The organism is Streptomyces sp. NBC_00690, from assembly GCF_036226685.1.
Lineage (GTDB): Bacteria > Actinomycetota > Actinomycetes > Streptomycetales > Streptomycetaceae > Streptomyces.
Genome location: NZ_CP109009.1, coordinates 2628706 through 2653080 on the forward strand (window position 1 = coordinate 2628706; position 24375 = coordinate 2653080).

General features: G+C 69.2%; 21 protein-coding genes. 12 read left to right on the top strand and 9 right to left on the bottom strand.

Translation table 11 applies throughout. The annotated features are described in order from the left end of the window. Positions 1–65: 65 nt before the first annotated feature. Entirely contained in the window at positions 66–644 is a 579-nt protein-coding gene (locus tag OID54_RS11620; protein WP_329017856.1) for a GNAT family N-acetyltransferase, read from the bottom strand. A 10-nt stretch (positions 645–654) separates the two neighbouring features. Further along, entirely contained in the window at positions 655–1626 is a 972-nt protein-coding gene (locus tag OID54_RS11625; RefSeq protein WP_329017859.1) for a hypothetical protein, read from the bottom strand. Positions 1627–2204: 578 nt separating this feature from the next. Between OID54_RS11625 and OID54_RS11630 the strand changes: the two genes are divergently transcribed. The 6 genes from OID54_RS11630 to OID54_RS11655 all read left to right on the top strand — a co-directional run bounded on the left by OID54_RS11630 (position 2205) and on the right by OID54_RS11655 (position 8846). Then, on the top strand, positions 2205–3170 hold the full coding sequence (locus OID54_RS11630) for an ATP-binding protein (protein ID WP_329017862.1): 966 nt from the start codon (positions 2205–2207) through the stop codon (positions 3168–3170). 128 nt (positions 3171–3298) lie between these two features. Beyond that, positions 3299–3679, top strand: a complete 381-nt coding sequence (locus OID54_RS11635) for a hypothetical protein (protein ID WP_329017865.1) — start codon at positions 3299–3301, stop codon at positions 3677–3679. Positions 3680–3732: 53 nt separating this feature from the next. After that, entirely contained in the window at positions 3733–4518 is a 786-nt protein-coding gene (locus OID54_RS11640) for a hypothetical protein (protein WP_329017868.1), read from the top strand. 161 nt (positions 4519–4679) lie between these two features. Continuing rightward, on the top strand, positions 4680–5231 hold the full coding sequence (locus OID54_RS11645) for a hypothetical protein (protein WP_329017871.1): 552 nt from the start codon (positions 4680–4682) through the stop codon (positions 5229–5231). A gap of 83 nt (positions 5232–5314) precedes the next feature. Beyond that, on the top strand, positions 5315–6919 hold the full coding sequence (locus OID54_RS11650; RefSeq protein ID WP_329017873.1) for a multicopper oxidase family protein: 1605 nt from the start codon (positions 5315–5317) through the stop codon (positions 6917–6919). A gap of 169 nt (positions 6920–7088) precedes the next feature. Continuing rightward, entirely contained in the window at positions 7089–8846 is a 1758-nt protein-coding gene (locus OID54_RS11655) for an NAD+ synthase (RefSeq protein WP_329017876.1), read from the top strand. 87 nt (positions 8847–8933) lie between these two features. On the opposite strand, the gene OID54_RS11660 is transcribed toward OID54_RS11655, so the two are convergent. From OID54_RS11660 to OID54_RS11670, 3 genes are all read right to left on the bottom strand, one after another. Further along, complete coding sequence (locus OID54_RS11660; RefSeq protein ID WP_329017879.1) at positions 8934–9965, bottom strand: endonuclease/exonuclease/phosphatase family protein; 1032 nt, start codon at positions 9963–9965, stop codon at positions 8934–8936. Between the two features lie 366 nt (positions 9966–10331). Next, the gene (locus OID54_RS11665; RefSeq protein WP_443055768.1) at positions 10332–11012 is read right to left on the bottom strand and encodes a TetR/AcrR family transcriptional regulator; all 681 of its coding nucleotides are present in this window, start codon (positions 11010–11012) and stop codon (positions 10332–10334) included. Between the two features lie 260 nt (positions 11013–11272). Continuing rightward, the gene (locus OID54_RS11670; protein WP_329017885.1) at positions 11273–13006 is read right to left on the bottom strand and encodes a DHA2 family efflux MFS transporter permease subunit; all 1734 of its coding nucleotides are present in this window, start codon (positions 13004–13006) and stop codon (positions 11273–11275) included. 171 nt (positions 13007–13177) lie between these two features. Between OID54_RS11670 and panB the strand changes: the two genes are divergently transcribed. From panB to OID54_RS11685, 3 genes are all read left to right on the top strand, one after another. After that, the gene (panB, locus tag OID54_RS11675) at positions 13178–14038 is read left to right on the top strand and encodes a 3-methyl-2-oxobutanoate hydroxymethyltransferase (protein WP_329017888.1); all 861 of its coding nucleotides are present in this window, start codon (positions 13178–13180) and stop codon (positions 14036–14038) included. Between the two features lie 205 nt (positions 14039–14243). Further along, positions 14244–15293: an ATP-binding cassette domain-containing protein gene (locus OID54_RS11680; protein ID WP_329017891.1), complete on the top strand. Its 1050-nt coding sequence runs from the start codon at positions 14244–14246 to the stop codon at positions 15291–15293. 32 nt (positions 15294–15325) lie between these two features. Further along, positions 15326–16156 (top strand): ABC transporter permease, encoded by an 831-nt coding sequence (locus tag OID54_RS11685; protein ID WP_329027431.1) that lies wholly within the window; start codon positions 15326–15328, stop codon positions 16154–16156. 81 nt (positions 16157–16237) lie between these two features. Here the strand turns inward: OID54_RS11685 and OID54_RS11690 are convergent, their stop codons facing one another. Further along, entirely contained in the window at positions 16238–19633 is a 3396-nt protein-coding gene (locus OID54_RS11690) for an AfsR/SARP family transcriptional regulator (RefSeq protein ID WP_329017894.1), read from the bottom strand. Between the two features lie 130 nt (positions 19634–19763). On the opposite strand from OID54_RS11690, the gene OID54_RS11695 reads away from it, so the two are divergent. After that, positions 19764–20570: a site-2 protease family protein gene (locus OID54_RS11695; RefSeq protein ID WP_329017897.1), complete on the top strand. Its 807-nt coding sequence runs from the start codon at positions 19764–19766 to the stop codon at positions 20568–20570. A 50-nt stretch (positions 20571–20620) separates the two neighbouring features. Here OID54_RS11695 and OID54_RS11700 read toward each other — a convergent pair whose 3' ends face one another. Further along, positions 20621–20809 carry a hypothetical protein gene (locus OID54_RS11700; protein ID WP_329017900.1) on the bottom strand — a complete coding sequence of 63 codons (189 nt, stop codon included), beginning with the start codon at positions 20807–20809 and terminating at the stop codon, positions 20621–20623. A gap of 65 nt (positions 20810–20874) precedes the next feature. Continuing rightward, entirely contained in the window at positions 20875–21609 is a 735-nt protein-coding gene (gene npdG / locus OID54_RS11705; protein ID WP_329017902.1) for an NADPH-dependent F420 reductase, read from the bottom strand. Positions 21610–21703: 94 nt separating this feature from the next. On the opposite strand from npdG, the gene OID54_RS11710 reads away from it, so the two are divergent. Continuing rightward, on the top strand, positions 21704–22339 hold the full coding sequence (locus OID54_RS11710) for a hypothetical protein (RefSeq protein WP_329017906.1): 636 nt from the start codon (positions 21704–21706) through the stop codon (positions 22337–22339). A gap of 269 nt (positions 22340–22608) precedes the next feature. Continuing rightward, positions 22609–23892, top strand: a complete 1284-nt coding sequence (locus tag OID54_RS11715) for an MFS transporter (protein WP_329017909.1) — start codon at positions 22609–22611, stop codon at positions 23890–23892. A gap of 142 nt (positions 23893–24034) precedes the next feature. Here OID54_RS11715 and OID54_RS11720 read toward each other — a convergent pair whose 3' ends face one another. Beyond that, complete coding sequence (locus tag OID54_RS11720; RefSeq protein ID WP_329017913.1) at positions 24035–24271, bottom strand: hypothetical protein; 237 nt, start codon at positions 24269–24271, stop codon at positions 24035–24037. Between the last annotated feature and the right edge of the window lie 104 nt (positions 24272–24375).

Consider the following 24375-nt stretch of genomic DNA (forward strand, 5'->3'; position numbering starts at 1 on the left):
ACACGCCGGGGTGCAGTGGGGCAGCCCCCACTCCCCTCTCTGACCTGACGGCCGGGCGAGGCGGTCTAGATCAAGGATCTACTACCGGCCCCTTGATCCCCGCCCAACTCACGAAGCATGACGTGGTACGTGGGGGAATCCGGGAACGGTTGCACACTGCCCACACGCGCATACCCCCACCGCTCGTACAGGCGCCGAACGCCGGGCTTGTGTGGCTCGACCATCAGCGTCACACGTTCCTCAGGACGGCCGGTCAAGAGGTCTTCGTGGATGGCCTGCGCTGTGCCGGTCTTCCTCCAGGGAGTCCGGACCATCAGCTCAAACAGAGCCAACGTCCGCGAACCGGTCTCCGTCGTGTCGAGCCCGGTGGCCGGGTCGGTCAGTCCCACCCACCAGCGGGGGGATTCCGGAAGCGGGGCAGCGTAGGCGTAGCCAATCGCCTGATCGCCGTCGTAGCCGACGACTGCGGTCCACCCGGGTCGGGAAATGTGACCCTGCAATCGCTCCTGGAACCGGTGCAGGGACAGGAAGGGTTCGGCGAGCCTGTCTGCGTATACCTCGGCGTAGGTGTCGACAAGTGTGTCTCGCACGGTGTCGACGTCCTGAAGTCCGAAGCGACGCAACGTCAGGGGAAAGTCAGTCATCAGTTCCTCTTCAGTCCGCGGCGCGAATTTGGTGGAGCCATTCGCGGGTGATTGAGGCGTCGGGTGCGGTGACCCGAAGTTGCTTGGTGAAGCCACCGAGCATGTGAGGAATGCGCCCGCTCTCTGTCGACCACGGCGGCGGAATCACGGTGGCAGCTGTAGCGCACGCCTGCTCGATGTCTCTCTGTCGTAGCTGCGCCTGCGCTGCGTGAACTGTGTAGTAGGCGCGGTTGCGGTGTTGTTCGGGGCGAAGTCCGGCGATGGAACGATGAAAGCGGGCTTCGGCAGCCTCCGGCTCGCCGAGGTGAAGGTGGGCGACTCCGAGCAGGCCGTCCAACTCGCTCCGGGTGTAGAACTCCATTGCGACCGGCCGGTGGGCTGCTAGATCTGCTCGACCGAAGGCAAGTTCCGCGCGGTCCAATGCTCGCCGCGCCCGGGCCGGCTCCTGCTTGGCCAGCGTCACGGCGAGACGCGCGTTGGTAAGGGAGGCGTATAGGGGATCCCTGCGGTGTACGGAGGTCAGAGCTGCGGCCTCGTTGGCCGCAGTGGCTTCGATCCAGTTTCCGCGCTGGATCGCCAGACTGGAAGCAAAGCGCCACACCTGATGCTGGACCAGCCCGTCGCGGGATAGCCCGGCCAGAGTCACAGCCGTCTCCATATGGCGGCCTGCCTGGTCCAACCGTCGTGAGTCGATCGCAGCCCATAAGGCGAGCGCACGGAAGGAAGCCGCCAGGGAGTAGAGCCGGCTGCGGATGCGCGTGGTAGCGCGACCGGTTGTCTGGAGGCTTACGGCGTGGTCGCTCAGGGAGACCGCCCTCCGTTCCAGCTCGGGTCCGCCGCCATTTTGGTCATCGAGTCGCAACAGGTTGCCCAGATCGTCTTGCAAGCGCTGCACATCGCTTGCACCCAGGGTGAAGGGGGCAGCGGAGGTGATTCCGGCAGCGAGTCCGGTACCGGCAGCGATGAACCTGCGGCGTTTCACAGGATCTCCCTCCTCGGACAGTTGCGGGCTGGGAGTCGACGAGGACTTGCCCCTGGGAATGAACCCTAGTTCGAGTGCGGTCAGGCCGGTGATCTGCTGAAGAGCGATTCGGGTGACGGTCTTGGGCCACCGGACCCTTCCGGCACGCCAGTCGCGCACCGTCGACCCATCGACGCCGCCAGGCTTCCCAGTGAGATCTCCGATGGCCCGATTTACCTGTTCTGCAAGCAAGTTGGAGCTGACCCCGTGATCAGTCATCCATGCGACAAGTTTCACATTTTGGGTCGGGAGCACTTGATGAGCGTAGAGGAATCCGGCTGCCAACAGAGGTAAAGCAGGGGTCAAATCGGCCTATCCGCAGGAGAGTTGAATTTCCCGTATCGCCCTCCCCGACGGCTCAGGTCATGCCGTTGAGTAGTCACGCAGACCCGCTCCGCAATCCGTACACCCTCATCACCTCCCCCTCGGGCTGACCTCTCCACTGCCCGTGACACCCGTTTTATCCGCATCTATCTCAGCGGATGGCAGCCGACCGCCTTACACACTTGCGGCGGCTGCTCCCGGACTGAGGAGCCCTCATGGACCCCTTGTCGGATGGCAAGATCACACAGCTAGTAGCCAGTGGCGGTCGTTCCTCTGGTCGCTGGATACTGGCCGCTGGCCCGTCGGAGCCGCAGGCGTCTCGGGAGTGGCAGGAGGTCGGGGCTGCTTGGCTGCGTCCCGGTGAGTTGTTCGGGGCGATCACTGTCCCGGCTGACCTGGTTCATGCCGCCATCGGTCTGGCGGAGCCGACGAAGTGCGCGGACCCGCTCGCCGAACTCCTTGAAGGGGGACCGGTCTTCTTCACTCAGGCCGGCTTCGGCCGGGGGCCGTCGTACACGGCTCTCGTACCGGCAGCCGCTGGAATGCGGTGGGCGATGGTCGGCACGATGGCGCACCCCCACCGGGCTTTACTCCATGTCCCCGCACCTGACGTGCAGGAGCACCGGGACGAAGGCCCGTGGTGGGTGGTCCCTCCCAGCGGTCCCGGTGTGCTCTGCCCGCCCCACAGACTCACCGCCCTGGTCACCGTGGGGCAGAACGTCCTGAGCGGGTCGCACGATGCGGCAGGTCGAAGAGACAACACCACTGCCATCGCGGCCAGTCCCGTCTACACGGAGACTCTGCCGAGGGTTCCTGAGTCGGCGCGGAGCGCCCGTTGCCTCGTGTCCTCGGCGCTCAGCGCATGGGGCTTGGAAAACGTGGCCGACGCGGCGCAGTTGGTGGTGTCGGAGTTAGTCGCGAACGCTTTCGTGCACGCGTCGGGGCCCCGGATTCGGGTGACCGTGACGAGGCAGGACCGGACGTCTGTGCGGGTGGCGGTGGTGGATGAGTCTCAGGCCCTCCCCCGTAGTCGAAGCGTGGGTGACCAGGCTGAATCGGGCCGGGGTCTGGCGCTCGTGGCTGCGCACTGCGGAGGCCAGTGGGGCGTAGAGCTCCTGGACCAGGGTGGTAAGGCCGTCTGGGCCATCGTTGCAGCCGGCGACCACTCCACGCCGCGGTGAGCGGGCTCCCCCAGCGTTCGTCGCGGAACGGTACGGGTTTTGAGGAGTGTTTCCTGTACTGGGCCGAGGTGGCCGCTGACTGTCTCCCCGAGCCTCCCGAGCCCAAGCCCATCTGTCTCGGTGCGTTCGTGACTCCGTATGCAGCGCGAGCGGTGCGGTGGCTGTGTGTGCAGGCGGAGCGCCTCGCCAACGGCCTGGATCCCGATCCCGACGTTCCGTGGTCGGCTGCGCTCTTCTCCGTCGACGCCCGGACAGCGCTCGATCTCGACCTCGGTGACGCGCCGACCCTGCTACGGGCCTGGATCGCGGATGAAGACGCTCGGCGCGAGGTCGTGCAGGACCTCAAGGCCGGTCACGAGTTCTCCTTGGAAGCCGCTGACTGGACAGGTCGATACAAGCTGACGGCCTGGTCGTGGAGGACTTCCGCCCAAGTCGACCTCAGCTCATTCGGTACCCCCTGGCCGCACATCGGAAGCCGTGACAACAGGACCCTCAGCTCACCGCACTGAGTGACCTCCAGGCCCCCACGCCGCCCCGCCCTCTCGACATCTCAGGACATGCCATGAACTCGCCCACCGGGGCCTTCAGCGACGCCCTCTCAGAAGTTGACCTCGCCATGCGCGAGCTGATCGAGGCCCTGAAGGCCCGTGGCCATTGGGCCCTCGTGGACCAGACCGCTTCAGAGGCGGTTACGGTGCATTTCCACTCCCCGATCCGATTCACCCTGGCAGGGGTTCCTGCCTACCCGCTGGACTGCGACGATGACCGCCGTACCTTGCAACAGGCCCTCCACAGGCAGGAGGTCAACGCGCAGATCACCGTCTCCCCCTGGTATGAACGGGGCCCCTTCCTCACCCTGGCCACCCCCGCCGACGCGAAGCGCTTGACCACTCTGATCTGGCAGGAGATGCCGGAGTCCGGCCTCCTCAAGCATCGCCTGGGCGCCGCCCTCCATGCTGCCGGCGTAGAGGTCAGCGACACGTGGATCAACGATCTGGGCGTGGAGATCGGGACGATCAGCGCAAGCGACGCCCTCACCTTGATCACGGTTCTCGGGGGGAAGCATCCGCCCCGAGCCAACCCGGCCAACGGGCGAAACACCGAAGGGATCACGGACCGCCTCCGCGGCCGGCTCCGCCGCCTGGCCCCTCGGATCAAGGTCACCCCGCATCCGGCCTGCACCAGTTGTGTTCAAGACCGACCCCACCAGATCCGTATCGGCACGGCCACGTTGGAGCAGATCAGCGACCTGATCGGCGCCATTGAGGCCGGAACCGAGGCACCAGAGCGCTCCTGCCGGCATCGTCCGGTGCTCCGGGCACGGGGCCGGGCCGGTGATGGTGCCTGATCCTCCGGGGTTGGTCGCCCAGGCACCAGACAACAGGCACCTGGGCCGTCGTCCGGTGCCCCGGCGAGCGGGCCGATGGGTACCAGGGCTGTCGTCGACACATGATCGCCTACCCATGGGTACGCGCTGTTCATATACCCGGTGGGGGTAAGATTCCCTCCATGGAACTGGGGAACGGCCGGCGGACGGGACAGCTGCTGCTGTTGGTCGCGCTGCTGTTCGGCCTCGCCACCATGCACACGGTGGGGCATCCCGCGCCGTCGAGCGCCACGGCCGCCCCCGAGCAGTCCCCGTACCCGACCACCTCGCACCCCACCGCCCGCTACGGCTCCCACGAGGTCGATTCCTCCGAGGACGGTTCCCATCAGGGCGCCGGACGGGGTCCGGTCTCCGGGCCAGGTGCGGCAGTGGCAGGCCCTCTGGTCGAAGGGGCGCTCGACCCGCCCCACCTGCCGTCGACGTCCGTACTGCCGGTGCAGCACGGTGCCAAGGACGCCCACGGCGGCGACCACGGGATGGATCCGTCCACGGTCTGTCTGGCCGTGCTCGCCGCCACCGGCGTCGCACTCGCCGTCACCGGCGACTGGTGGGAGCTGCCTGCGGCCACCCACCCCTCCGTGCGCGGTGTCGGCGTGCGGGCCGTCGACACCCTGCGTCCCGCCCCACCGCCTCCCCGCACCCTCCTGGCCCAACTGTCGGTGCTGCGGACCTAGGCCGAGCCCTCGCCGTCCCCGCGGCGAACGCGCGTCCGTCCACAGCTGCTCCATCGACACACCACCACGAGGTGCACTCAGTCATGCGTTCACACATCACCCGCCGCTCCATGGTCGGAGCCTCCCTGGCCGTCGCCGGGACCGGAGTCCTCGCCGCCTGCTCGACCTCCGGTTCGGGCGGGGGCCACGCCGGGCACGGCGGCGGAGGGAAGGCCAGCGCCCCCGGCAAGACCCCGCAGGGCTTCGTCGCCCCCGACGGCCCCGAGGTCCGGGCCGCCGAAGCCAAACGCGGTACGGGACCCGAGCGAAAGGTGAAGCTCACCGCCGTCGCCACCACCCTCGACCTCGGCGGCGGCCGTACCGTCCGCTCCTGGGCGTACGGCGACGACCTCCCCGGGCGGGAGGTCCGGGTGACCGCAGGGGACACCCTCGCTCTCACCCTCGCCAACCACCTCCCGCAGTCGACCTCGCTGCACTGGCACGGGCTCGCGCTGCGCAACGACATGGACGGGGTCCCCGGGCTGACCCAGCAGCCCGTCAAGCCCGGGGCGACCTTCGACTACCGATTCACGGTCGCGCACCCCGGGACGTACTGGTTCCACCCCCACTCCGGCGTCCAGCAGGACCGCGGACTGTACGCACCGCTGATCGTCGAGGACCCCAAGGAGCCGCTGGCGTACGACAAGGAGTGGGTCATCGTCCTCGACGACTGGGTCGACGGGGTGGACGGCTCGACGCCGGACGCGGTGCTGGCGGAACTGAGCAAGGGCATGGGAGGCGGCGGCCACGAGGGGCACGGGGGCATGGCGCCCATGTCACTCGACACCGAGGAGACGCCCGGCCCGGGGAAGGGGCCGTCCCGGATGATGATGGGTGCGAAGAGCGATCTACTCGGCGGGGACGCCGGGGACGTGGCCTATCCGCACTACCTGATCAACGGGCGCACCCCCGAGGCGCCCACCTCCTTCAGCGCCCGTCCTGGCGACCGCATCCGACTGCGCATCATCAACGCGGGCGGGGACACCGCCTTCCGGGTGGCGCTCGGCGGCCATGAGCTGACCGTGACCCACACCGACGGCTTCCCCGTCCAGCACGCGAAGACCGATGCACTCCTGCTGGGGATGGGCGAGCGCTACGACGTCCTGGTCACCGCGGGCAACGGGGTCTTCCCGCTCACCGCGGTCGCCGAGGGCAAGAAGGCCGCCGCCCTGGCGCTCCTGCGGACCGGGGGCGGTGCGGCGCCGGCCGCTTCGGTCCGGCCGAAGGAGTTGGACGGACGCGTGGTGAGCGCCGATGCCCTGCGCGCGCACGCCTCAGTCGCCCTGCCCGCGCGCAGTCCCGACCGTACGATCAAGATCAAGCTGACGGGCGGCATGGCGAAGTACGACTGGGGCTTCGACGGCCGGAGCTACTCACCCGAGCCCCGCCACGCGGTCCGCTCCGGGGAGCGGGTCCGTCTGGTCTTCACCAACCCCACCGCGATGTGGCATCCGCTGCATCTGCACGGACACACCTTCGCCCTCGCGAACAGGGCGGGCGGCGCCCGCAAGGACACCTCGGTGATCCTGCCGAACGGCAAGCTCACCGTTGACTTCGACGCGGACAACCCGGGGCTGTGGATGATCCACTGCCACAACGTCTACCACGCCGAGGCGGGCATGATGACGGCACTCGGCTACCTGAGGTGACACACCGCTGACGGGTCGTGTCGTCGAGCAGCCGGGCTTCGACGACACGACCAGGGCCGTACCCGGGAGCTACCCCAACGACGTGCGCGCCCCCGCAGCGCACGTGCGTGGGGCGTCCCACACCCTCCGCCCAGGACATCGCGTCAGAAAGACGATTACACTGGGGGGCGTGCCTCAACTACGTCTCGCCCTGAATCAGATCGACTCCACCGTCGGAGACCTCACCGCGAACGCCGAGGCGGTCGTGCGGTGGACCCGGCACTGCGCCGAGCAGGGAGCGCACCTGGTCGCCTTCCCGGAGATGGTGCTGACCGGCTACCCCGTGGAGGACCTGGCTCTGCGGTCGTCCTTCGTGGAGGCGTCCCGGGCCACCGTGCGGGCGCTCGCCGTTCGACTGAAGGACGAGGGCCTCGGAGAGCTTCCGGTCGTGGTCGGCTACCTCGACCGCTCCGAGCGCCCCCAGCCCAAGTACGGCCAGCCGGCCGGAGCCCCGCGCAACGCGGCGGCCGTCCTGCACCGGGGCGAGGTGGTCCTCACCTTCGCCAAGCACCATCTGCCCAACTACGGCGTCTTCGACGAGTTCCGCTACTTCGTGCCCGGGGACACCCTGCCCGTCATCCGGGTGCACGGGGTGGATGTGGCGCTCGCGATCTGTGAGGACCTCTGGCAGGACGGCGGTCGGGTGCCCGCCACCCGGTCGGCGGGCGCCGGGCTGCTGCTCTCCATCAACGCCTCGCCGTACGAGCGGATGAAGGACGACACCCGGCTGGAGTTGGTGCGCAAGCGCGCACAGGAGGCCGGGTGCACCACCGCCTATCTGGCGATGATGGGCGGACAGGACGAGTTGGTCTTCGACGGGGACTCGATCGTGGTCGACGCGTCCGGCGAGGTCATCGCCCGTGCGCCGCAGTTCTCCGAGGGGTGCGTGGTGCTCGATCTTGAGCTGCCAGCCGCCGGGGACGCGCCGTCCGGTGTGGTGGACGACGGGCTGCGGATCGACCATGTGGTGCTCTTTGAGGACCCGCTGCCCGCCTATGAGGCCGAGGTCGCGGGCGGTTACGCGGAGCGTCTCGACGACGACGAGGAGATCTACTCGGCGCTGGTCGTCGGGTTGCGCGCCTACGTGGCCAAGAACGGCTTCTCCTCGGTGCTGATCGGACTCTCCGGCGGTATCGATTCCGCGCTGGTCGCGGCGATCGCCTGTGACGCGCTCGGCGCCCAGCACGTCTACGGCGTGTCCATGCCGTCCAAGTACTCGTCCGAGCACTCCAAGTCGGACGCGGCCGAACTCGCCCGGCGCACCGGCCTGAACTTCCGCACCGTCTCCATCGAGCCCATGTTCGACGCCTACATGAGCGGGCTGGCACTGACCGGGCTGGCAGAGGAGAACCTCCAGTCAAGGCTGCGGGGCACCACACTGATGGCGATCTCCAACCAGGAGGGCCAGATCGTGCTCGCCCCGGGTAACAAGTCCGAACTGGCGGTGGGGTACTCCACCCTGTACGGCGACTCCGTCGGGGCGTACGGCCCGATCAAGGACGTCTACAAGACGACCGTCTTCCGGCTTGCGCGGTGGCGCAACCGCGCTGCTCAAGAACGCGGGCAGACGCCGCCGATCCCCGAGGACTCCATCAGCAAGCCGCCGAGCGCGGAACTGCGACCGGGCCAGGTGGACACCGACTCACTGCCGGACTACGACGTACTGGACCGACTCCTGGAGTTGTACGTGGACCGGGACCAGGGCAAGGACGCGATCGTGGCGGCCGGATTCGACGAGGAGTTGGTGGCGCGGACCCTGCGCATGGTGGATATGGCCGAGTACAAGCGGCGCCAGTACCCGCCGGGCACCAAGATCTCTGCGAAGGGCTTCGGCAAGGACCGTCGACTGCCGATCACCAACCGTTGGCGGGAGTCGACCTCGCACTGAGCCAGAGGTCCCTCGCGCATCACAGAACCACAGCGCCTCACGGCCCGACGCCCTGACCTGCTCACCGCGCCGGGCCGTGAGGCCAGCTCAGAGTTCGACGCGCGCCGCGATGGGCAGATGGTCGCTGTCGGTCCGCGGCAGGGTCCAGGACGACACCGGCTCGACCCCCTTCACCATGATCTGGTCGATGCGCGCCAGCGGGAAGGATGCCGGCCAACTGAAGCCGAACCCATCTCCGGCCGCGCCCTGGGTGGAACGCATCTGCGAGGTCACGGCGTTCAACGCGCGGTCATTCATCGTCCCGTTGAGGTCCCCGAGCAGGACGATCTTCCCGATCCGCTCCTTGGCGATGGCCTCACCGAGCGCATCGGCGCTGTTGTCGCGCTGGTTGGCGGTGAAGCCCGCATGCATCTTGACCCGTACGGATGGCATGTGGGCGACGTAGACCGCGACCTCGCCCTTGGGGGTCTGAACCGTCGAGCGCATGGCGCGGGTCCACCCCACCCGGATCTCCACGGGGGAGTTGTCGACCAGGGGGTACTTGCTCCAGAGGCCGACCGTGCCCTGCACCACGTGGTACTTGTAGGTCTCCGCGAGTGCCTTGCGATAGGTGGCCACCTGGCCCTGCGGCAACTCCTGGAGGGCGAGCACATCGGCGCCCGATGCGGCGACTTCCTTCGCCGTGCCGCTCGGGTCGGGGTTCTGCGCATTGACGTTGTGGGTGGCGACCATCAGATCGCCGCCCCCGGTCGACTTGTCGGTGAGCAGCCCGCCGAAGAGGTTGAACCAGACAATGGTCGGGAGCAGAAGGACGATCAGTGCGGTGGCCGAGCGGCGCCAGAGCGCGGCCACCAGCAGCAGGGGGATGAAGAGCAGTCCGAGCCAGGGCAGGAACGTCTCATTCAACGAGCCCATGTTCCCGATCCGGTTGGGGACCTGAGCGTGAAAGATCATCAGCAGTGCGATGAACACTGCGGATGCGGCGATGAGCAGGCCGCGCCGCCAGATGTCATGGTCCCCGCGCCAGCCGTCCAGCAGGTGCCGGGCTCGGGATCGGGATCGAGTGAGCCGGTCCCCCGGGTCGCCGCTCCCGGTCTCGGTCTCGTACGCCTGCACCATCAAGCCTGTCCTCACTGCCTTGCCCGCGTCATTCCAGCCTCGACATCGACATTAGGCGATGACGGTACTGGTCTCACCGCCCTGGAGCGGCCGTACTGTCCCGATGACGATGGGGCAGCGACGGTGGTTCCTTGTATTGGGCCTGGTAGGGCGGGTGTGACCGAAGACGCACACGTCAGATGTGCTCCGGCGCGGCGTGTCGCGGCGAGGCGCTCGGGCCCAACTCCCCCGAACTGGCGGTGGCGATCCGGGTCGGTGGTCACCCGAGGGCAGAGGGGCCGTCATGGCGGTCGTGTCGCCGGAGGCGGTGCGAAATTGCGGAACCGGGGAGAGTTCGATGGGTGGGGCGCGCGGTGTGACGGGGCGTCAGGAGGAGGGCCACCGCGGCGGACGGACGCCCGCGAGCACCGCATCGACGATCTGCTCCGCGCTGTCCTTCGCCCAGACGACCTCGGGTCTGAGCACAGTGCGCACGAGGATCGGTCCGACGAACAGATCGCCCAGCAAATCGAAGTCGAGGTCGTCGCGGATCTCGCCGTCGGCGATGCCGCGACGCAGTACCTCGTCCATCTGAAGTCGCCGCGGAAGCACGGAGACCCGGTGGTGCATCTCCCACAGCCGGGGATAGCTCTGCATCTGTGCGAACACGCTGACGAGCAGCGCCGACGACCTCTTGGCGAGGCCGCGCCGGTGGATGTTCTCCATCAGGACGACCAGGTCGTCGCGCAGGGAGGTGCCGGGCAGCGGTGGGTCCTCGGGGTCCAGGGAGCGGACGACGTCGACGAGGAGGGCTTCCTTGCCTTCCCAACGCCGATAGATGGTGGCCTTGCCGACGCCCGCCGTGCGGGCGATGCGCTCGATGGAGAGGTCGGAGAGGGGGATGCCCTCCTCGATCAGCCGCAGGGTGGCCTCGACGATGGCCCGCTCGGCCGCCTCGCTCCGGGGGCGGCCCCGTCGGACGGGTGGGCGGTCGGGGCCCGGGGTGGTGGGGGCGCTCGGGCCGGGCCGGTCGGTGGGGGCGCCGGGGCCGGTCGGCCCGTCGTCCAGGTCAGGACCGGCTCCCCGATCGTCCTCGACGCCTGACGCGGGTGGCGGAGTCCGCGAGCCGGCGCGATATTCCTCGGGCCGCTTCTTCACGGGCACATCCGCTCGCTCTCTGTCGCTCTGTCGGTCTTTCGCGCTGTCGCGCTGTCGCGCTGTCGCGCTGTCGCGCTGTCGCGCTGTCGCTCTGCCACGATCAGCGCCGCCGTCCGGGGCGCTCGGCCCGTCCACTCGCCGATTGTCCCCGATGGGGACGCCCGCGGTGATCAGCGCTCGGCGGAAGGGGCCGCGGGCTGCGATGGGGTGCCCAGCACCTTGCGCTCCTGGTCCGCCGCAGGCGTGCCCTGGGGGTCGGGGATGTGAGGGGCCTGGCCGACCAGCACGGGAGCCGTCTCCTGATCGGTTGAAGACTGCCCGGTCGAGGGCCGTGGACGACCGGGCAGCCAGCGTAGGACGACCACGACCCCGAGCAGGGCGACCGCAGCCGCACAGACCGCGGTGAGGTGCATGGCGTCGATAAAGGCCGCATTGGCCCGGTCGATCAACTGCCCGCCGGCCGGACCCAACTGGTCGGCGACGGCGAGGCTCCCCTCGATCGACTCCCCCGCGGTGTGGCGCACGCCGACCGGGAGGTTCGCCAACTCCCCCTCCATCTCGGCGCGGTAGCGGATGGAGAGCAGGGAGCCGAGCACGGCGACCCCGAGCGCCCCGCCGACCTGGCGGAAGGTGTTGCTGACCGCCGATCCCGAACCCGCCTTCTCCCGGGGCAGGGACTGCATCACGGCGGTGGTGACCGGCACGGTGATGTGCGACATCCCGACGCCCTGGACGAAGAGGGAGACCCCGAAGACCCACATGGGTGTCGACTCGTCGAAGAAGGCGAAGGACCCGAGTCCCACCGCGATCAGGACCAATGCCATCGCGCAGACCGCACGGGCCCCGAAGCGCGCGACGACCAGCCTGGCGCGCGGCGAGAAGAACATCTGGGCGAGCGCGAGCGGCAGGACGAGGAGCCCGCACTCCAGGGCGCTATAGCCACGCACGCTCTGGAGGTAGAAGGCCGAGAGGAAGGTCACTCCCATCATCGCGAAGAAGACGAGGGCGATGGCGACCACGGAAGCGGAGAAGGCGGGCATCCGGAAGTAGTTCATGTCGATCGCCGGATGGGAGCTGCGCTTCTCGTGCCAGACGAAAGCCACCAGCACGGCGATGCCACCGAGCACGGAGAGGAGCACGGTCGGCTCGGTGAAGTCGGCGAGTTCGCCGCCGCGGATGATCCCGTAGACCAGGAGCACCAGACCGACGATGGACAGGAGTACGCCGACGGGGTCGGTGCGCCCGGGCGCGGGGTCCTTGGATTCGGGCACCAGGACCGCCATGGCGATGAAGGCGACGATCACCACGGGCACGTTGACCAAGAAGATGGAGCCCCACCAGAAGTGTTCGAGGAGCACCCCGCCGGTGACGGGCCCGATCGCGATGCCGAGGCCGACGCTGCCCGCCCAGATGCCGATCGCCTTGGGCTGCTCGTCGCGCTCGAAGACGTGCATCAGGACGGCGAGGGTGGCGGGCATGACGAAGGCCGCGCCGAAGCCCATCACGCCCCGGTACGCGATGAGCTCACCGGGCGAGGTGGAGAAGGCGGCGAGTGCCGATCCGACGCCGAAGACCACGATCCCGAAGAGCAGCACCTTCTTGCGGCCGATGCGGTCGCCGAGCAGACCGGCGGTGAAGAGCAGACCGGCGAACAGCAGCGTGTAGGAGTTGATCGCCCACTCCAGCTCACCCTGGGTGGCTCCGATGCCGGTGGGGGCCGGGCTGGCGATGGTCTTGACGGCCACGTTGAGGATCGAGTTGTCGAGGACGACGATGATCAGGCTGAACGTCAGGACGGTGAGGATCGCCCAGCGGCGCCGGTGCACGGCCGCGGGTATCCGCGGCCCGTCGCCCGGCGCCACGGGGGCACCGAGGGGGCCGGACGATGGCTGCGGAGTCGACATGGCGCCACCATAGACTATTTTCGATACGAGACCGTCTCGTATAGCAATTCTTTACTTGCGGCGACGCTCACGAGTGGGCCCCCTTCCCCGCGAGCGACACAAAGTGCCACCATGGGAGGGATCCGGGGACGCCGTCAGGGTGCCTCGAGATGACGTAAGGAGCCGTTAGCCATGACGCTTCAGGCTGCCCACAAGCCCGCCGACAGCAGCAAGACGCTGTACGGCGGCAAGGGCACTCGCCGCATCACGGTCCATGACATCGCCGGCGCCAAGGATCGCGGCGAGAAGTGGCCCATGCTCACCGCCTACGACGCGATGATCGCGTCCGTCTTCGACGAGGCCGGAATCCCGGTCGTGCTCGTCGGCGACTCCATGGGGAACGCCCACCTCGGCTACGAGACCACGGTCCCGGTCACCATGGACGAGATCGCGCTGCTCTCCGCGGCCGTCGTGCGCGGCACCCGGCGGGCCATGGTCGTCGCCGACCTGCCCTTCGGCTCGTACCAGGAGAGCCCGGTCCAGGCCCTGCGCAACGCGACCCGGCTGGTGAAGGAGGCGGGCGTCGGTGCGATCAAGCTGGAGGGCGGAGAGCGCTCACTGGCCCAGACGGAGCAGATCGTGCAGGCGGGCATCCCCGTGATGTCGCACCTCGGTCTGACCCCACAGTCCGTGAACACCATGGGCTACCGCGTACAGGGCCGCGGCGACGAGGCGGCCCACCGTCTGCTGCACGACGCGAAGGCCGCTCAGGAGGCGGGCGCGTTCGCCGTCGTCCTGGAGATGGTGCCTGCGCAACTCGCAGCCGAGGTCACACGCTCGCTCCAGATCCCCACCATCGGCATCGGAGCCGGGCCCGACACCGACGCACAGGTCCTCGTCTGGACCGACATGGCGGGCCTCACCGCCGGCAAGGTGCCCCGTTTCACCAAGCAGTACGCCGATCTGCGCAGCACGCTGGGCGATGCCGCCAAGGCATTCGCTGACGACGTCGTCGGCGGCGCGTTCCCGCAGGAGGAGCACACCTTCCACTGAGCCCGCCCGGCCCACGAGCCATCCCGGTACAGACGACAGCCCGCCGATCATCCCCCGTCGGCGGGCTGTCGGGGTGGTGGACTCCTCCCGGCCCTCCCGGCCCTCCCCGCCCGGCCCAGGCCCGTAGGCATCCGTAGGCGGGCTAGCAGCGATCTGTCGGTGGACTGTCGGTGATCTGTCGGTCGCGCCACCCATCGTGGGTCGCATGACGCACTACGACCGCAGCGACACTTCCCACCGGGGCGAGGGCGCCCACACCGTCGAGGTGAGGGGGCTGGTCAAGCACTACGGCACGACCAAGGCACTCGACGGCGTGGACCTCGACATCCCCGAGGGCACGGTGATGGGCGTACTCGGCCCCAACGGCGCAGGCAAAACCACCCTCGTGCGCTGTCTGTCCACCCTCGTCGTCCCCGACTCCGGCACCGCCAGGGTCGCCGGTTACGACGTGGTGCACCAGCCGCACGAACTGCGGCGCACCATCGGGCTCACCGGCCAGTACGCATCCGTCGACGAGAAGCTCTCCGGGTGGGAGAACCTCCAGATGATCGGGCGGCTGCTCGACCTCTCCCGCAGGGATGCCCGTGCCCGCGCCGACGCCATGCTGGAACGCTTCTCGCTCACGGACGCGGCCAGGAGGCCCGTCATCCAGTACTCGGGCGGAATGCGCCGACGCCTCGACCTCGCCGCCTCGTTGATCGGCCGGCCCGCCGTCCTCTACCTCGACGAACCCACCACGGGGCTGGACCCCAGGACCCGCAACGAGGTCTGGGATGAGGTGGAGGGCATGGCGGACGAGGGTGTCACCGTCCTCCTCACCACGCAGTACATGGAGGAAGCCGAACAGCTCGCCGACGCATTGACCGTCGTCGATCGCGGGCGGGTCATCGCCAACGGCGGTGTGGACGAGTTGAAGGCCAAGGTCGGCGGACGCACCCTGCATATCCGCCCCAGCGAACCCGAGCGGCTGCCCGAGATGGCTCGGGCGCTCACGGAGGCCGGCCTCGACGGAATCGCAGGAGTCAGTGTCGTCCCCGACGCCCAGTTGGTGACGGTTCCGATCCTGAGCGACGCACAACTGACCTCCGTGATCGGCGTCCTGTCGGCCCGGGGCTTCGGCATCGCCCACATCTCCACCGAACTGCCCCGCCTGGACGACGTCTTCCTCTCCCTCACCGGCACCACCCCACCGGCCACCACCCAGCACGACTCGACCCAAGCGACCGACGCAGCCATCCCGGAGTACACCTCATGAACCTCGACACCTCTACCCGGCGCTCCAGCCCCATGCGGCCCATTGCGCCCAGCGCGGACGGTCGGCTTCCGAAGGTGACCGGCAAGACCCGCATCGGACCCCGGGCCCATCTGCGGCACGTCGAAGCGCTGACGCGTCGAAACGTCCTCCAGATCAAGCGGGACCCCCAGTCGATGTTCGACGTCCTGCTGATGCCGATCATCTTCACCCTCCTCTTCGTCTACGTCTTCGGCGGCGCGATCTCCGGGCAGGGCAACCAGGCCGACTACGTCAACTACGTCGTGCCGGGGCTCATGGCGATGATGGGCATGAGCATCGCCATGGCCGTGGGCACCGGCATCAACGACGACGTCAAGAAGGGGGTGATGGACCGGTTCCGGTCGATGCCGATCGCCCCGTCGTCGGTGCTCGTGGCGAAGATCGTCGTCGAGATCGGCCGAATGGTGGTCGCCATGACCATCCTGCTCGCGATGGGCTTCATCCTCGGCCTGGAGGTCCAGACCTCGGTCGTGCACCTGCTCTTCGCCATGGCCCTGTCGATCGTCTTCGGGGCCTCACTGATGTGGATCTTCATCCTGCTGGGTCTCGCTCTGAACACCCCCCAGGCCGTCCAGGGAATGGCCTTCCTGGTGTTGACACCACTCCAGTTCGGTTCGTCCATCTTCGCCAAGCCGTCCACCATGCCCGACTGGCTGAAGACCTTCACCGACTACAACCCGCTCTCCAATCTCGCCGACGCGGCCCGTTTTCTGATCACCGGGGGAGATTGGGCGAACTCCGTCTGGATGACGCTGGGCTGGACGGTGGCGATCACGCTCGTCACCGCTCCCCTGGCCATCACCGCCTTCCGCAAGCGGTCTTGAGCCGGCGCGCCCGGGTGGGATCCCTCGCCAGGACGTCGACGTCCGGGGCCTCCCCCGGGTTCCACCAAAGCGGGGGCGAGGTCACCCGGCCAGGGCTGCGGCTTCCTCCAGGCTGAGTTCGCCGCCCTGGGCGTGGGCCGACTCGTACGCCCCGTCCGCCAGCAACGCCCGGACCTGCCGCTCGGCCGACTCCCGCGCCTCGCGCTCTTGGCGCAGACGGAGATAGCCCGGGGGCAGCCGGGCGTCGGCGGCACCGATGAGCCGGGCCGCATCCGCTGCCCGCTCGGGCCAGCCGCCGACGACCGTTCTGGCGAGCGTCACCAGATGCGCCGGAATGAGCTGCGGCGCGACCAACACGCTCAGCCGGTCAGCCGCCCGCTCCAGGGCGTCCAACGCTCTCGTCCGAGCGGATTCCCACTGTTCGTCCCCGATGTCGAGCCAGGCCAGCATCCCGATCAACATGCCTTCGAAGATCGCCATGGTGTTGCGGCGGAACTGCTCTATCAGCAGGAGGACCTCGGCCCGCGCCTCGTCCCTGCGGCCCGTCAGTCCGAGCCAGATGACCAGGTGGATACGGGCTATGGCGGTCGATTCGTTGATCTCCCCGTCATGGGAGGCCAGCACCTCGCGTGCCAACCGTTCACCGCTCTCGCCCTCGCCGGTCTCGATCAGGATGCCGGCGAGCCTTCCCCTCAGCACCGAGACCTGGATGGTGGCTCCGATCCGTTCGGCATGGGTGATGGCGGCCCGGTAGTCCTCGGTCGCCAGATCGAACTCCCCTTTGCGTTCCCGGGTCTCGCCACGGGCGGACAGCGCCTCCGACGCGCCCCAGTCGTCCCCGAGGCCGATGAAGATCTTCCGTGCCTCCTCGGCGTCGTCGGCGGCGCCGCCCGACCAGTGGGCGCGGTGGGCGAGCAGGGCGGCCCGGGTGTGGAGCGCGCAGGCCAACTCCCATTCGTAGTCCAGTTCGCGGCATGTCTGAACGGTCCGGTCGAGCATGGCCTTGAGCCGCTCCACGTCCTCCGTGAGCAGGATGGCGTAGAACCACAGGGCCCCCGGCACTCGGCACGTCTGCGGCAGCCCGGGGCGGTAGACCCGGGTGATCCCGCGCAATCGCTCCTGGTTCTCCGGGGTGCCCCACTCCTCCACCCCGTGGTCGACGAAGATCAACCGCAGAATGGCCACCCCACGGCGGGCCTCCTGAAGGAGTTCGGGCGGCATCGGCGGGGGCACGTCCGATAGCCGCTCGTAGACCGGCGGCGCGGGAGCGTACGGCGGCCCGAAGGGGTCGGGCCCCAGTTCCGCCGCTAGCGTCGTCCAGTGGCGGGCTTCGGTGCGCAGATCACGGATCTGCCAGTACCAGGAGAGCGAGAGGGCGAGATGGAGGGTCTCCTGCTCGTCCCGGGCCAGCACGGCACGACGCAGTGCGGTGCGGAGGTTCTCGTACTCCCGTTGGAAGGTCTCGATGGCGACGCGCTGCCCGTGGCGGCGCAACAGCGGATCGGTGGTACGGGCCAACTCGCGGTAGTGGACGAGGTGACGGCGCTCGACGGCCGCGCGCTCGGCCGCCTCGTCGAGTCGTTCGGCTGCGTACTCGGCGACCGTCTCCAGGAGTCGGTACCGCATCTCTCCCCCGTCGGCGGGGGCGGCGACCACGAGGGACTTGTCGATGAGCGAGCCCAGTGCGTCGGCGACGGCCACACCTCCCGAGGTTCCGCCGGCCGCGGCGTCGGCAAGGGGGCCGTCTGCGGTGTCGGTTGCGGAGGTGCCATCCGCGCAGACTGCTTCGGCCGCGGTCAGCGAGCAGCCGCCGGCGAAGACGGAGAGGCGTCGCAGCACCGCCCGCTCGGAGTCGTCCAACAGGTCCCATGACCAGTCGACGACGGCACGCAGGGTCTGTTGGCGCGGCAATGCGGTACGGCTGCCGTTGGCCAGCAACGCGAACCGGTCGTCGAGGCGGGCCGCGATCTGCCCCGGGGTCAGCATCCGCAGCCGGGCTGCGGCCAACTCGATGGCGAGCGGCAGACCGTCGAGACGGCGACAGATCTCGGCGCAGGCGTCCGCGTCGTCTTCGATGCGGAATCCCGGGCGGGCCGCTGCCCCCCGTTCGGCGAACAGCCGCAGGGCCGTCGGCTGCGGCAGCGGTTCCACCGGGCGCACCAACTCGCCGGCGACGTTGAGCGGTTCCCGACTGGTGGCGAGGACGGTCAGCCCGGGGCACTCCTCCAGCAGCCGCTGGGCGAGCGTGGCCACGGCATGGACGACGTGCTCGCAGTTGTCGAGGACAAGGAGCATGTGACGGCGGGAGCAGTGCTCCACCAGCCGCAGCAGGGGGTCGTCACCCCTGCGCAACTCCTCGGCCCCGGCCGAGCGCAGCACGGTCTGTCGAGCCCCGAGGGCCGTCAGCACGCTCTCGGGGACATCGTCGGGGTCGTCGACGGGAGCGAGTTCGACGAGCCAGACACCATCCGGTGCCTCGGCGACGACACCTTCGGCGGCCTCCGCCGACAATCGGGTCTTCCCCGCGCCCCCGGGCCCCAACAGGGTGACCAGACGGGCCCTGGTCAGATCGGCCCGGATGGTCTCGATGTCGTGCTCGCGCCCCACGAAGGAGGTGAGCCGGGCCTTCAGGTTCCCCGGGACCCGTCTGCGCGTCCTTCCGGCGATGCCCGGATCGATCGCCGCTGTGGTGTCCTTCGGCACATCCGGTGCCGACGGGTGAGGACCGGCGGCCGGCAGCGCGTCTGGGCGTTCGCCGCGCGAGGTGAGCAACTCCGTGTGGAGCGCGCGCAGTGCCGGACCAGGGTCCGCGCCCAACCGGTCCGCAAGTCGGCGGCGGAACGTCTCGTACTCCGCGAGCGCCTCGGCCGACCGGCCCGTGGCCCGCAGCGCCCGAAGGAACAGCAGGTGGAACGACTCGTCGATGGGGTGTTCCGCGCTCAGTGCGGCCAGTTCTTCCAACGCATCCGCCGCCCGCCCGAGGAGCAGGACCGCAGAGAGCCGCCCGCGTCGGACGTTCAGCAGTCGCGACTCCCACCGGGACGCCTCGGCGGCACGCAGCGGGAGGTCGGCAAGCAGTGCGCCTTGCCAGAGTGCGAGGGCCTCGTCGAACAACTCGATCGCGGTCCCGGGCTCGCCGAGTTCCAGCGTCCGGGCGCCCTCCCCCGCGATCCGTGCGAATCGGTACAAATCGATGTCGTCGGGGTCCGCGCGCAGTCGGTAGCCGCCCTCGGTCGAGACGATCGCGTCCCGCCCCAGCACCCGCCGCAGCCGTCCGATCAGGGCTTGCACCGCGCCCGTCGCATCCACGGGCGGATCGCCGGCCCACACTTCGTCGACGAGCACACCGGTCGGGACCGCACGGCCCGGTCGCAGTGCCAACACGGTCAGCAGGGCACGCAGTCGCGCCCCACCGACGGAAACGGGCGTCCCGTCGTCCCGGAGTGCAGAGGTGTTGCCGATCAGCCGATAGCGCACCCGCCCATTGTCCCCGGTCCGGGTGACCGCCCGCCCACCAGGAACCGACCCGTACTCGTCGGTCGTTCCCCGGTCACGGGTTGTACGGTCTCTCAGCACACGTCAGCGCCACGGCCATCGGAGTCGCCCCATGCCCACTGCCGCCTCACGCCACAGCGACCGGCGCATCAGCCCGGTCTTCCTCGGGATCGTCGCCGTGATGGCGGTGAGCGGCTGGGCGGTGTGGACGGACTACGCGGCGACGGTCGGGCTCGCGGTCTTCCTCTTCGTCACCTCGGCGTGGATCGTCTCGCTCTGTCTGCACGAGTACGCCCATGCGCGCACCGCCCTGCACAGCGGTGACCTCTCGATCGGCGCCAAGGGATATCTCACGCTCAACCCGCTGGCCTACACCCATGCCCTGCTCAGCATCGTCCTTCCGGTGCTCTTCGTGATCATGGGCGGTATCGGTCTGCCCGGTGGCGCGGTCTTCATCGAGCGCGGAAGCATCCGGGGGCGGTGGAAGCACAGCGCGATCTCGGCCGCGGGCCCGCTCACCAATGTGCTGTTCGCCGTCGTGTGCACGGCACCGTTCTGGTTGGACGCGCTGGACGGCGTTCCGATGGTCTTCCGGTACGCGCTGGCGTTCCTGGCACTCCTCCAGGTGACGGCGGCCATCTTGAACTCGCTGCCGGTGCCGGGGCTGGACGGCTATGGGGTGATCGAGCCCTGGCTGTCGTACAAGATCCGCAGGCAGGTGGAGCCGTTCGCACCGTTCGGGCTGCTCGCCGTGTTCGGGCTGCTGTTCATCCCCGAGGTCAACCACTTCTTCTTCGACGGGGTCGACGCGGTGCTGCGCGGGCTGGGCGTGGGTGGGCTGGAGTCCGACTGCGGGCTGGAGTACTACCGCTTCTGGCAGGGGACCAACGAGTTCTGCGAGTCCTTCGTCGACCAGTGACGGCGACGGCCGCTCGGACTGCTGCCCCGGTCGGCGGGAGCCGGTGTGCTTCAGTCGGTGGCCGCGGCCCGGTGTGCGTCGATCCTGGCCTTGCGGAAGTAGTACCAGGCCATGTTCGACGAGAGTCCGGCGAGCAGCACCCAGACGATCCCGATCCACAGGCCCTGGGTGAAGGAGACCACGGCCGCCACCACGGCGAGCGCACAGACAACGAGGGCGAAGAGGGCGAGGCGGGGCATGGGGGGAGGCTCCTGTCGGGGGATTTCGACCGTCCCCCACAGTGTCCCCCATGCCCCGAGGCGGCTCACACGTCGGTGACGCGCAGCCCGGCGTGCGCCTTGTAGCGGCGGTTGGTGGAGATCAGGTTGGCCACCAGGGACTCGACCTGGTGGGCGTTGCGCAGCCGGCCGGCGAAGACTCCACGCATCCCGGGGATGCGGCCGGCCAGGGCCTGGACCAGGTCGGTGTCCGCGCGGGACTCGCCGAGCACCATCACATCGGTGTCGATCTCCTCGATGGAGGCGTCCTGGAGCAGTACGGCGGACAGGTGGTGGAAGGCGGCGGTGACCCGTGAGTCGGGCAGGAGGGCGGCGGCCTGTTCGGCGGCGCTGCCCTCGTCGGGCTTGAGGGCGTAGGCGCCCTTCTTGTCGAAGCCGAGCGGGTTGACGCAGTCGACGACGAGTTTGCCGATGAGTTCATCACGCAGGGATTCCAGGGTCTTGGCGTGTCCGTCCCAGGGCACGGCCACGATCACCACATCGCTGCGCCGGGCACACTCGGCGTTGTCCGCGCCCTCGATGCCCAGACCGAGTTCGACCGCGGCCTTCTGCGCGCGCTCCGCCGCCCGGGAGCCGATGATCACCTTCTGGCCGGTCCTGGCCAACCGGTAGGCGAGGCCGCGGCCCTGGTCGCCGGTTCCGCCGAGCACGCCGACCACCAGGTCGGAGACATCGGGGAGGTCCCAGGGGTCCTTCGCGGCGGGCTTGGCGGCCTGGCCTTCTGCGTTCGCGGGGGTGCTCGCGGAGTTCGTCGAAGTCATGACCCGACCCTACTCGCAAGTATTTCCTCTCGAACGGGTGAACTGGGGGCATCGACCTGACCGCCGTGTCATGTGTCCTTCATGATCTGGGGCCATGGATGCCGTACGTGTCGCCCTGCTGCGTGAAGTCCTCGCGGGTACCAAGTGGCCCGCCGCAACCCGACGTTTCGCCGGCATCCTGCGGACCTCCGTGGTCCCGCGGGGCGGTGGTCTCCTGCTGTTGGGGACCGCCGAGTACGAGCCGTGGCATCTGGCGGCCCATCTGGTGGACGAGGCGGCCTGGTCGGGGTTGCCGGAGCTCACTCCGACGCTCGTCCGCCACCAGGTGCATCCGGACGACCCGGCGCACCTGGCCGTCGGTCTGGGCCGGCTGGAGGCCGCGCGCCGCGGTGAGACGCTGCTGCTGGTCACGCCGGGGCACCCGGCGGCGGATCTGCTGGAGCGGGTGTACGACGCCAGGCGAGCGGGAGCGACGGTGCTCGCCCTGGACGGGGGGAACCCGGAGGTCGAGGGGCTGGCGCACGAGACGCTGACGGTCGAGGGGAACACCAGGTACGTCAACGATGCCGACGCAGACGTAGACGACGTTGACCTGGACACGGTGCAGCACCTGGTGAGCGCAGCCGCGGGCGAGAACAGCGTGCCCGCGGCGCGAGGCAAGCGGCACTTCCGCGATCGGCTCTCCCGGTTGGCGGACCAGTTGACCACTCCGCCGCCCGCCCGCTGGTGAGGCGCCGCCCGTTCCCTGGCTGAGCGGTCAGGCGTCCGGACGGACTCAGCCCCACTGCGGACGGCCGACTGCGGCGAGGCGAACCCGGGCCCGTGATGGACCAGACCGGACCCGTCCCGCCGTCCCCGAACGGACGGCCTTCGTACCGTCGATGACCACATTCGCCCTCGTCAGCGGCCCTTGGCCGCATCCTCTCCGCACCAGCGATGGGAATAGGAGCGAAAAACTCGCTTGCTGACGGTCCTCGACGACATGGACGATGGATCGTTGTGGCTTCCAAGCTTTCGGCGGTAATCCCGGATTTCTCCCCCTGGCACTCGTCCCGCGACTTTCGACTGCTGTGGGTGCAGGGTCTCGTCACCTTCTTCGGCAGCACCATGGCCATGGTGGCACTGCCCCTCCAGATCAAGGAGATGACCGGTTCCCCCCTGGCCGTGGGCGCGATGGGCGCGGTCGAACTCATCCCCTTGATCGTCTTCGGTCTGTACGGCGGGGCGCTCGCCGACTACTTCGACCGACGCACGCTCATCCTCGCCACCGAAGCCGGCCTCGGGGTGTTCGCCTTCGTCCTGCTGGTGAACGCGCTGCTGCCCGAGCCGATGCTGTGGCCGCTGTACGGGGTCGCTGCCGGGGTCTCCGCCCTCGCCGGTCTCCAGCGTCCGGCGCTGGACTCGATGATGGCGCGGATCGTGCCGCACGACCAGCAGACGGCGGCTGCGGTGCTGAACACCCTGCGCTGGCAACTCGGCGGCATCGCGGGCCCCTCGGCGGCGGGCGTGATCGTGGCGTACGCCGGCCCCGCCACGGCCTATGCGGTGACGATCGTCGGCTACGCGGCCTCCGTACTGCTGTGTCTGCGGCTCAGCCCGGCGCCGGCGGCGCACGACGCGGAGAAGCCTTCGCTGCGGAGCATCGCGGAGGGTGCTCGCTATGCGTGGTCGCGGCCGGTGCTGCTGGGGACGTACGCCATCGACCTGGTCGCGATGATCTTTGCGTTTCCGCTCGCGATCTTTCCCTTCCTGGCGGACGATCTCGACGCCGAGTGGTCCTTGGGGCTGATGTACACGGCGCTCGCGGTCGGCTCCGCCCTGCTGAGCGCCACCAGCGGTTGGACCTCACGGGTGCGGCGGCACGGTCTGTTGGTGATCTTCGGCGCCGCGATCTGGGGGCTGGCCATCACGGCGGCCGGCTGGGTGGGCAATGTCTGGCTGGTGCTGCTGTGCCTGGCGGTCGCGGGGGCGGGCGACACGCTGAGCGGCCTGGGCCGTTCGACGATCTGGAACCAGACGATCCCCGAGGAGCTGCGGGGGCGGCTGGCGGGGATAGAAGTGCTGTCGTACAGCGTCGGCCCGCAGTTCGGCCAGGTCCGGGCGGGCGCCATGGCGGGGTGGACGGGCACCCGTTCCGCGTTCTGGGGCGGCGGGCTGATGTGTCTGGCCGGCGTGGGTCTGCTCACCGCGATGCTGCCCCGGCTGGTGCGGTACGACGCTGACACCGACGAGGACGCGCTGCGCCGCCGCGCCCAGCAGGAGGCGACCGCGCAACAGCGGTGAGGGCTCGCCCCCTGCCGGCAGCGCGCGGAGCAGCCGCACCCTCCACGAAGAGTGCGGCCCGCCGCGCCGGCGACCCGGCGAGGTCCCGGGTCCGGCCGGCGCTCCCGGGACCACGGCGGCGCGACGGCTCGGCGCTGGGACCTCAGGATGCCTGTCCGCCCCCGGTGCCCTGGCCGCCGTCATGCCATTTCGGGTCGTTCTCCCATTCGAGGTTGCGCTCCCGTGCGGTCTCCATCGCACGCTCCGCCTCCGCCCGGGTCCCGTACGGACCGAAACGGTTCTTCGCCGGACACTCGGGGCCCTCCTCGACCTTCTTGTGCTCCAGGCAGTAGAACCACTCCCCCGGCTTGCCGACCGTACGCCGCTTGAACAGAGCCATCAGGGGCTCTCCTCTCTCGTGCAATCTCTCGTGCCGCTGCGATGGATTCCCATGCGTGGGCGCCCGTCCCTTGTCGCCATGCTGCCCCACCACCCCTGGTTAGA

What these genes read in the sequence shown, in the direction of transcription:
- npdG (WP_329017902.1), bottom strand. Translation starts at nt 21,609, where the DNA reads ATGACTTCGACGAACTCCGCGAGCACCCCCGCGAACGCAGAAGGCCAG.
- OID54_RS11720 (WP_329017913.1), bottom strand. Translation starts at nt 24,271, where the DNA reads ATGGCTCTGTTCAAGCGGCGTACGGTCGGCAAGCCGGGGGAGTGGTTC.
- OID54_RS11695 (WP_329017897.1), top strand. Translation starts at nt 19,764, where the DNA reads ATGCCCACTGCCGCCTCACGCCACAGCGACCGGCGCATCAGCCCGGTC.
- OID54_RS11630 (WP_329017862.1), top strand. Translation starts at nt 2,205, where the DNA reads ATGGACCCCTTGTCGGATGGCAAGATCACACAGCTAGTAGCCAGTGGC.
- OID54_RS11685 (WP_329027431.1), top strand. Translation starts at nt 15,326, where the DNA reads ATGCGGCCCATTGCGCCCAGCGCGGACGGTCGGCTTCCGAAGGTGACC.
- OID54_RS11710 (WP_329017906.1), top strand. Translation starts at nt 21,704, where the DNA reads ATGGATGCCGTACGTGTCGCCCTGCTGCGTGAAGTCCTCGCGGGTACC.
- panB (WP_329017888.1), top strand. Translation starts at nt 13,178, where the DNA reads ATGACGCTTCAGGCTGCCCACAAGCCCGCCGACAGCAGCAAGACGCTG.
- OID54_RS11620 (WP_329017856.1), bottom strand. Translation starts at nt 644, where the DNA reads ATGACTGACTTTCCCCTGACGTTGCGTCGCTTCGGACTTCAGGACGTC.
- OID54_RS11640 (WP_329017868.1), top strand. Translation starts at nt 3,733, where the DNA reads ATGAACTCGCCCACCGGGGCCTTCAGCGACGCCCTCTCAGAAGTTGAC.
- OID54_RS11700 (WP_329017900.1), bottom strand. Translation starts at nt 20,809, where the DNA reads ATGCCCCGCCTCGCCCTCTTCGCCCTCGTTGTCTGTGCGCTCGCCGTG.
- OID54_RS11645 (WP_329017871.1), top strand. Translation starts at nt 4,680, where the DNA reads ATGGAACTGGGGAACGGCCGGCGGACGGGACAGCTGCTGCTGTTGGTC.
- OID54_RS11670 (WP_329017885.1), bottom strand. Translation starts at nt 13,006, where the DNA reads ATGTCGACTCCGCAGCCATCGTCCGGCCCCCTCGGTGCCCCCGTGGCG.
- OID54_RS11680 (WP_329017891.1), top strand. Translation starts at nt 14,244, where the DNA reads ATGACGCACTACGACCGCAGCGACACTTCCCACCGGGGCGAGGGCGCC.
- OID54_RS11650 (WP_329017873.1), top strand. Translation starts at nt 5,315, where the DNA reads ATGCGTTCACACATCACCCGCCGCTCCATGGTCGGAGCCTCCCTGGCC.
- OID54_RS11660 (WP_329017879.1), bottom strand. Translation starts at nt 9,965, where the DNA reads ATGGTGCAGGCGTACGAGACCGAGACCGGGAGCGGCGACCCGGGGGAC.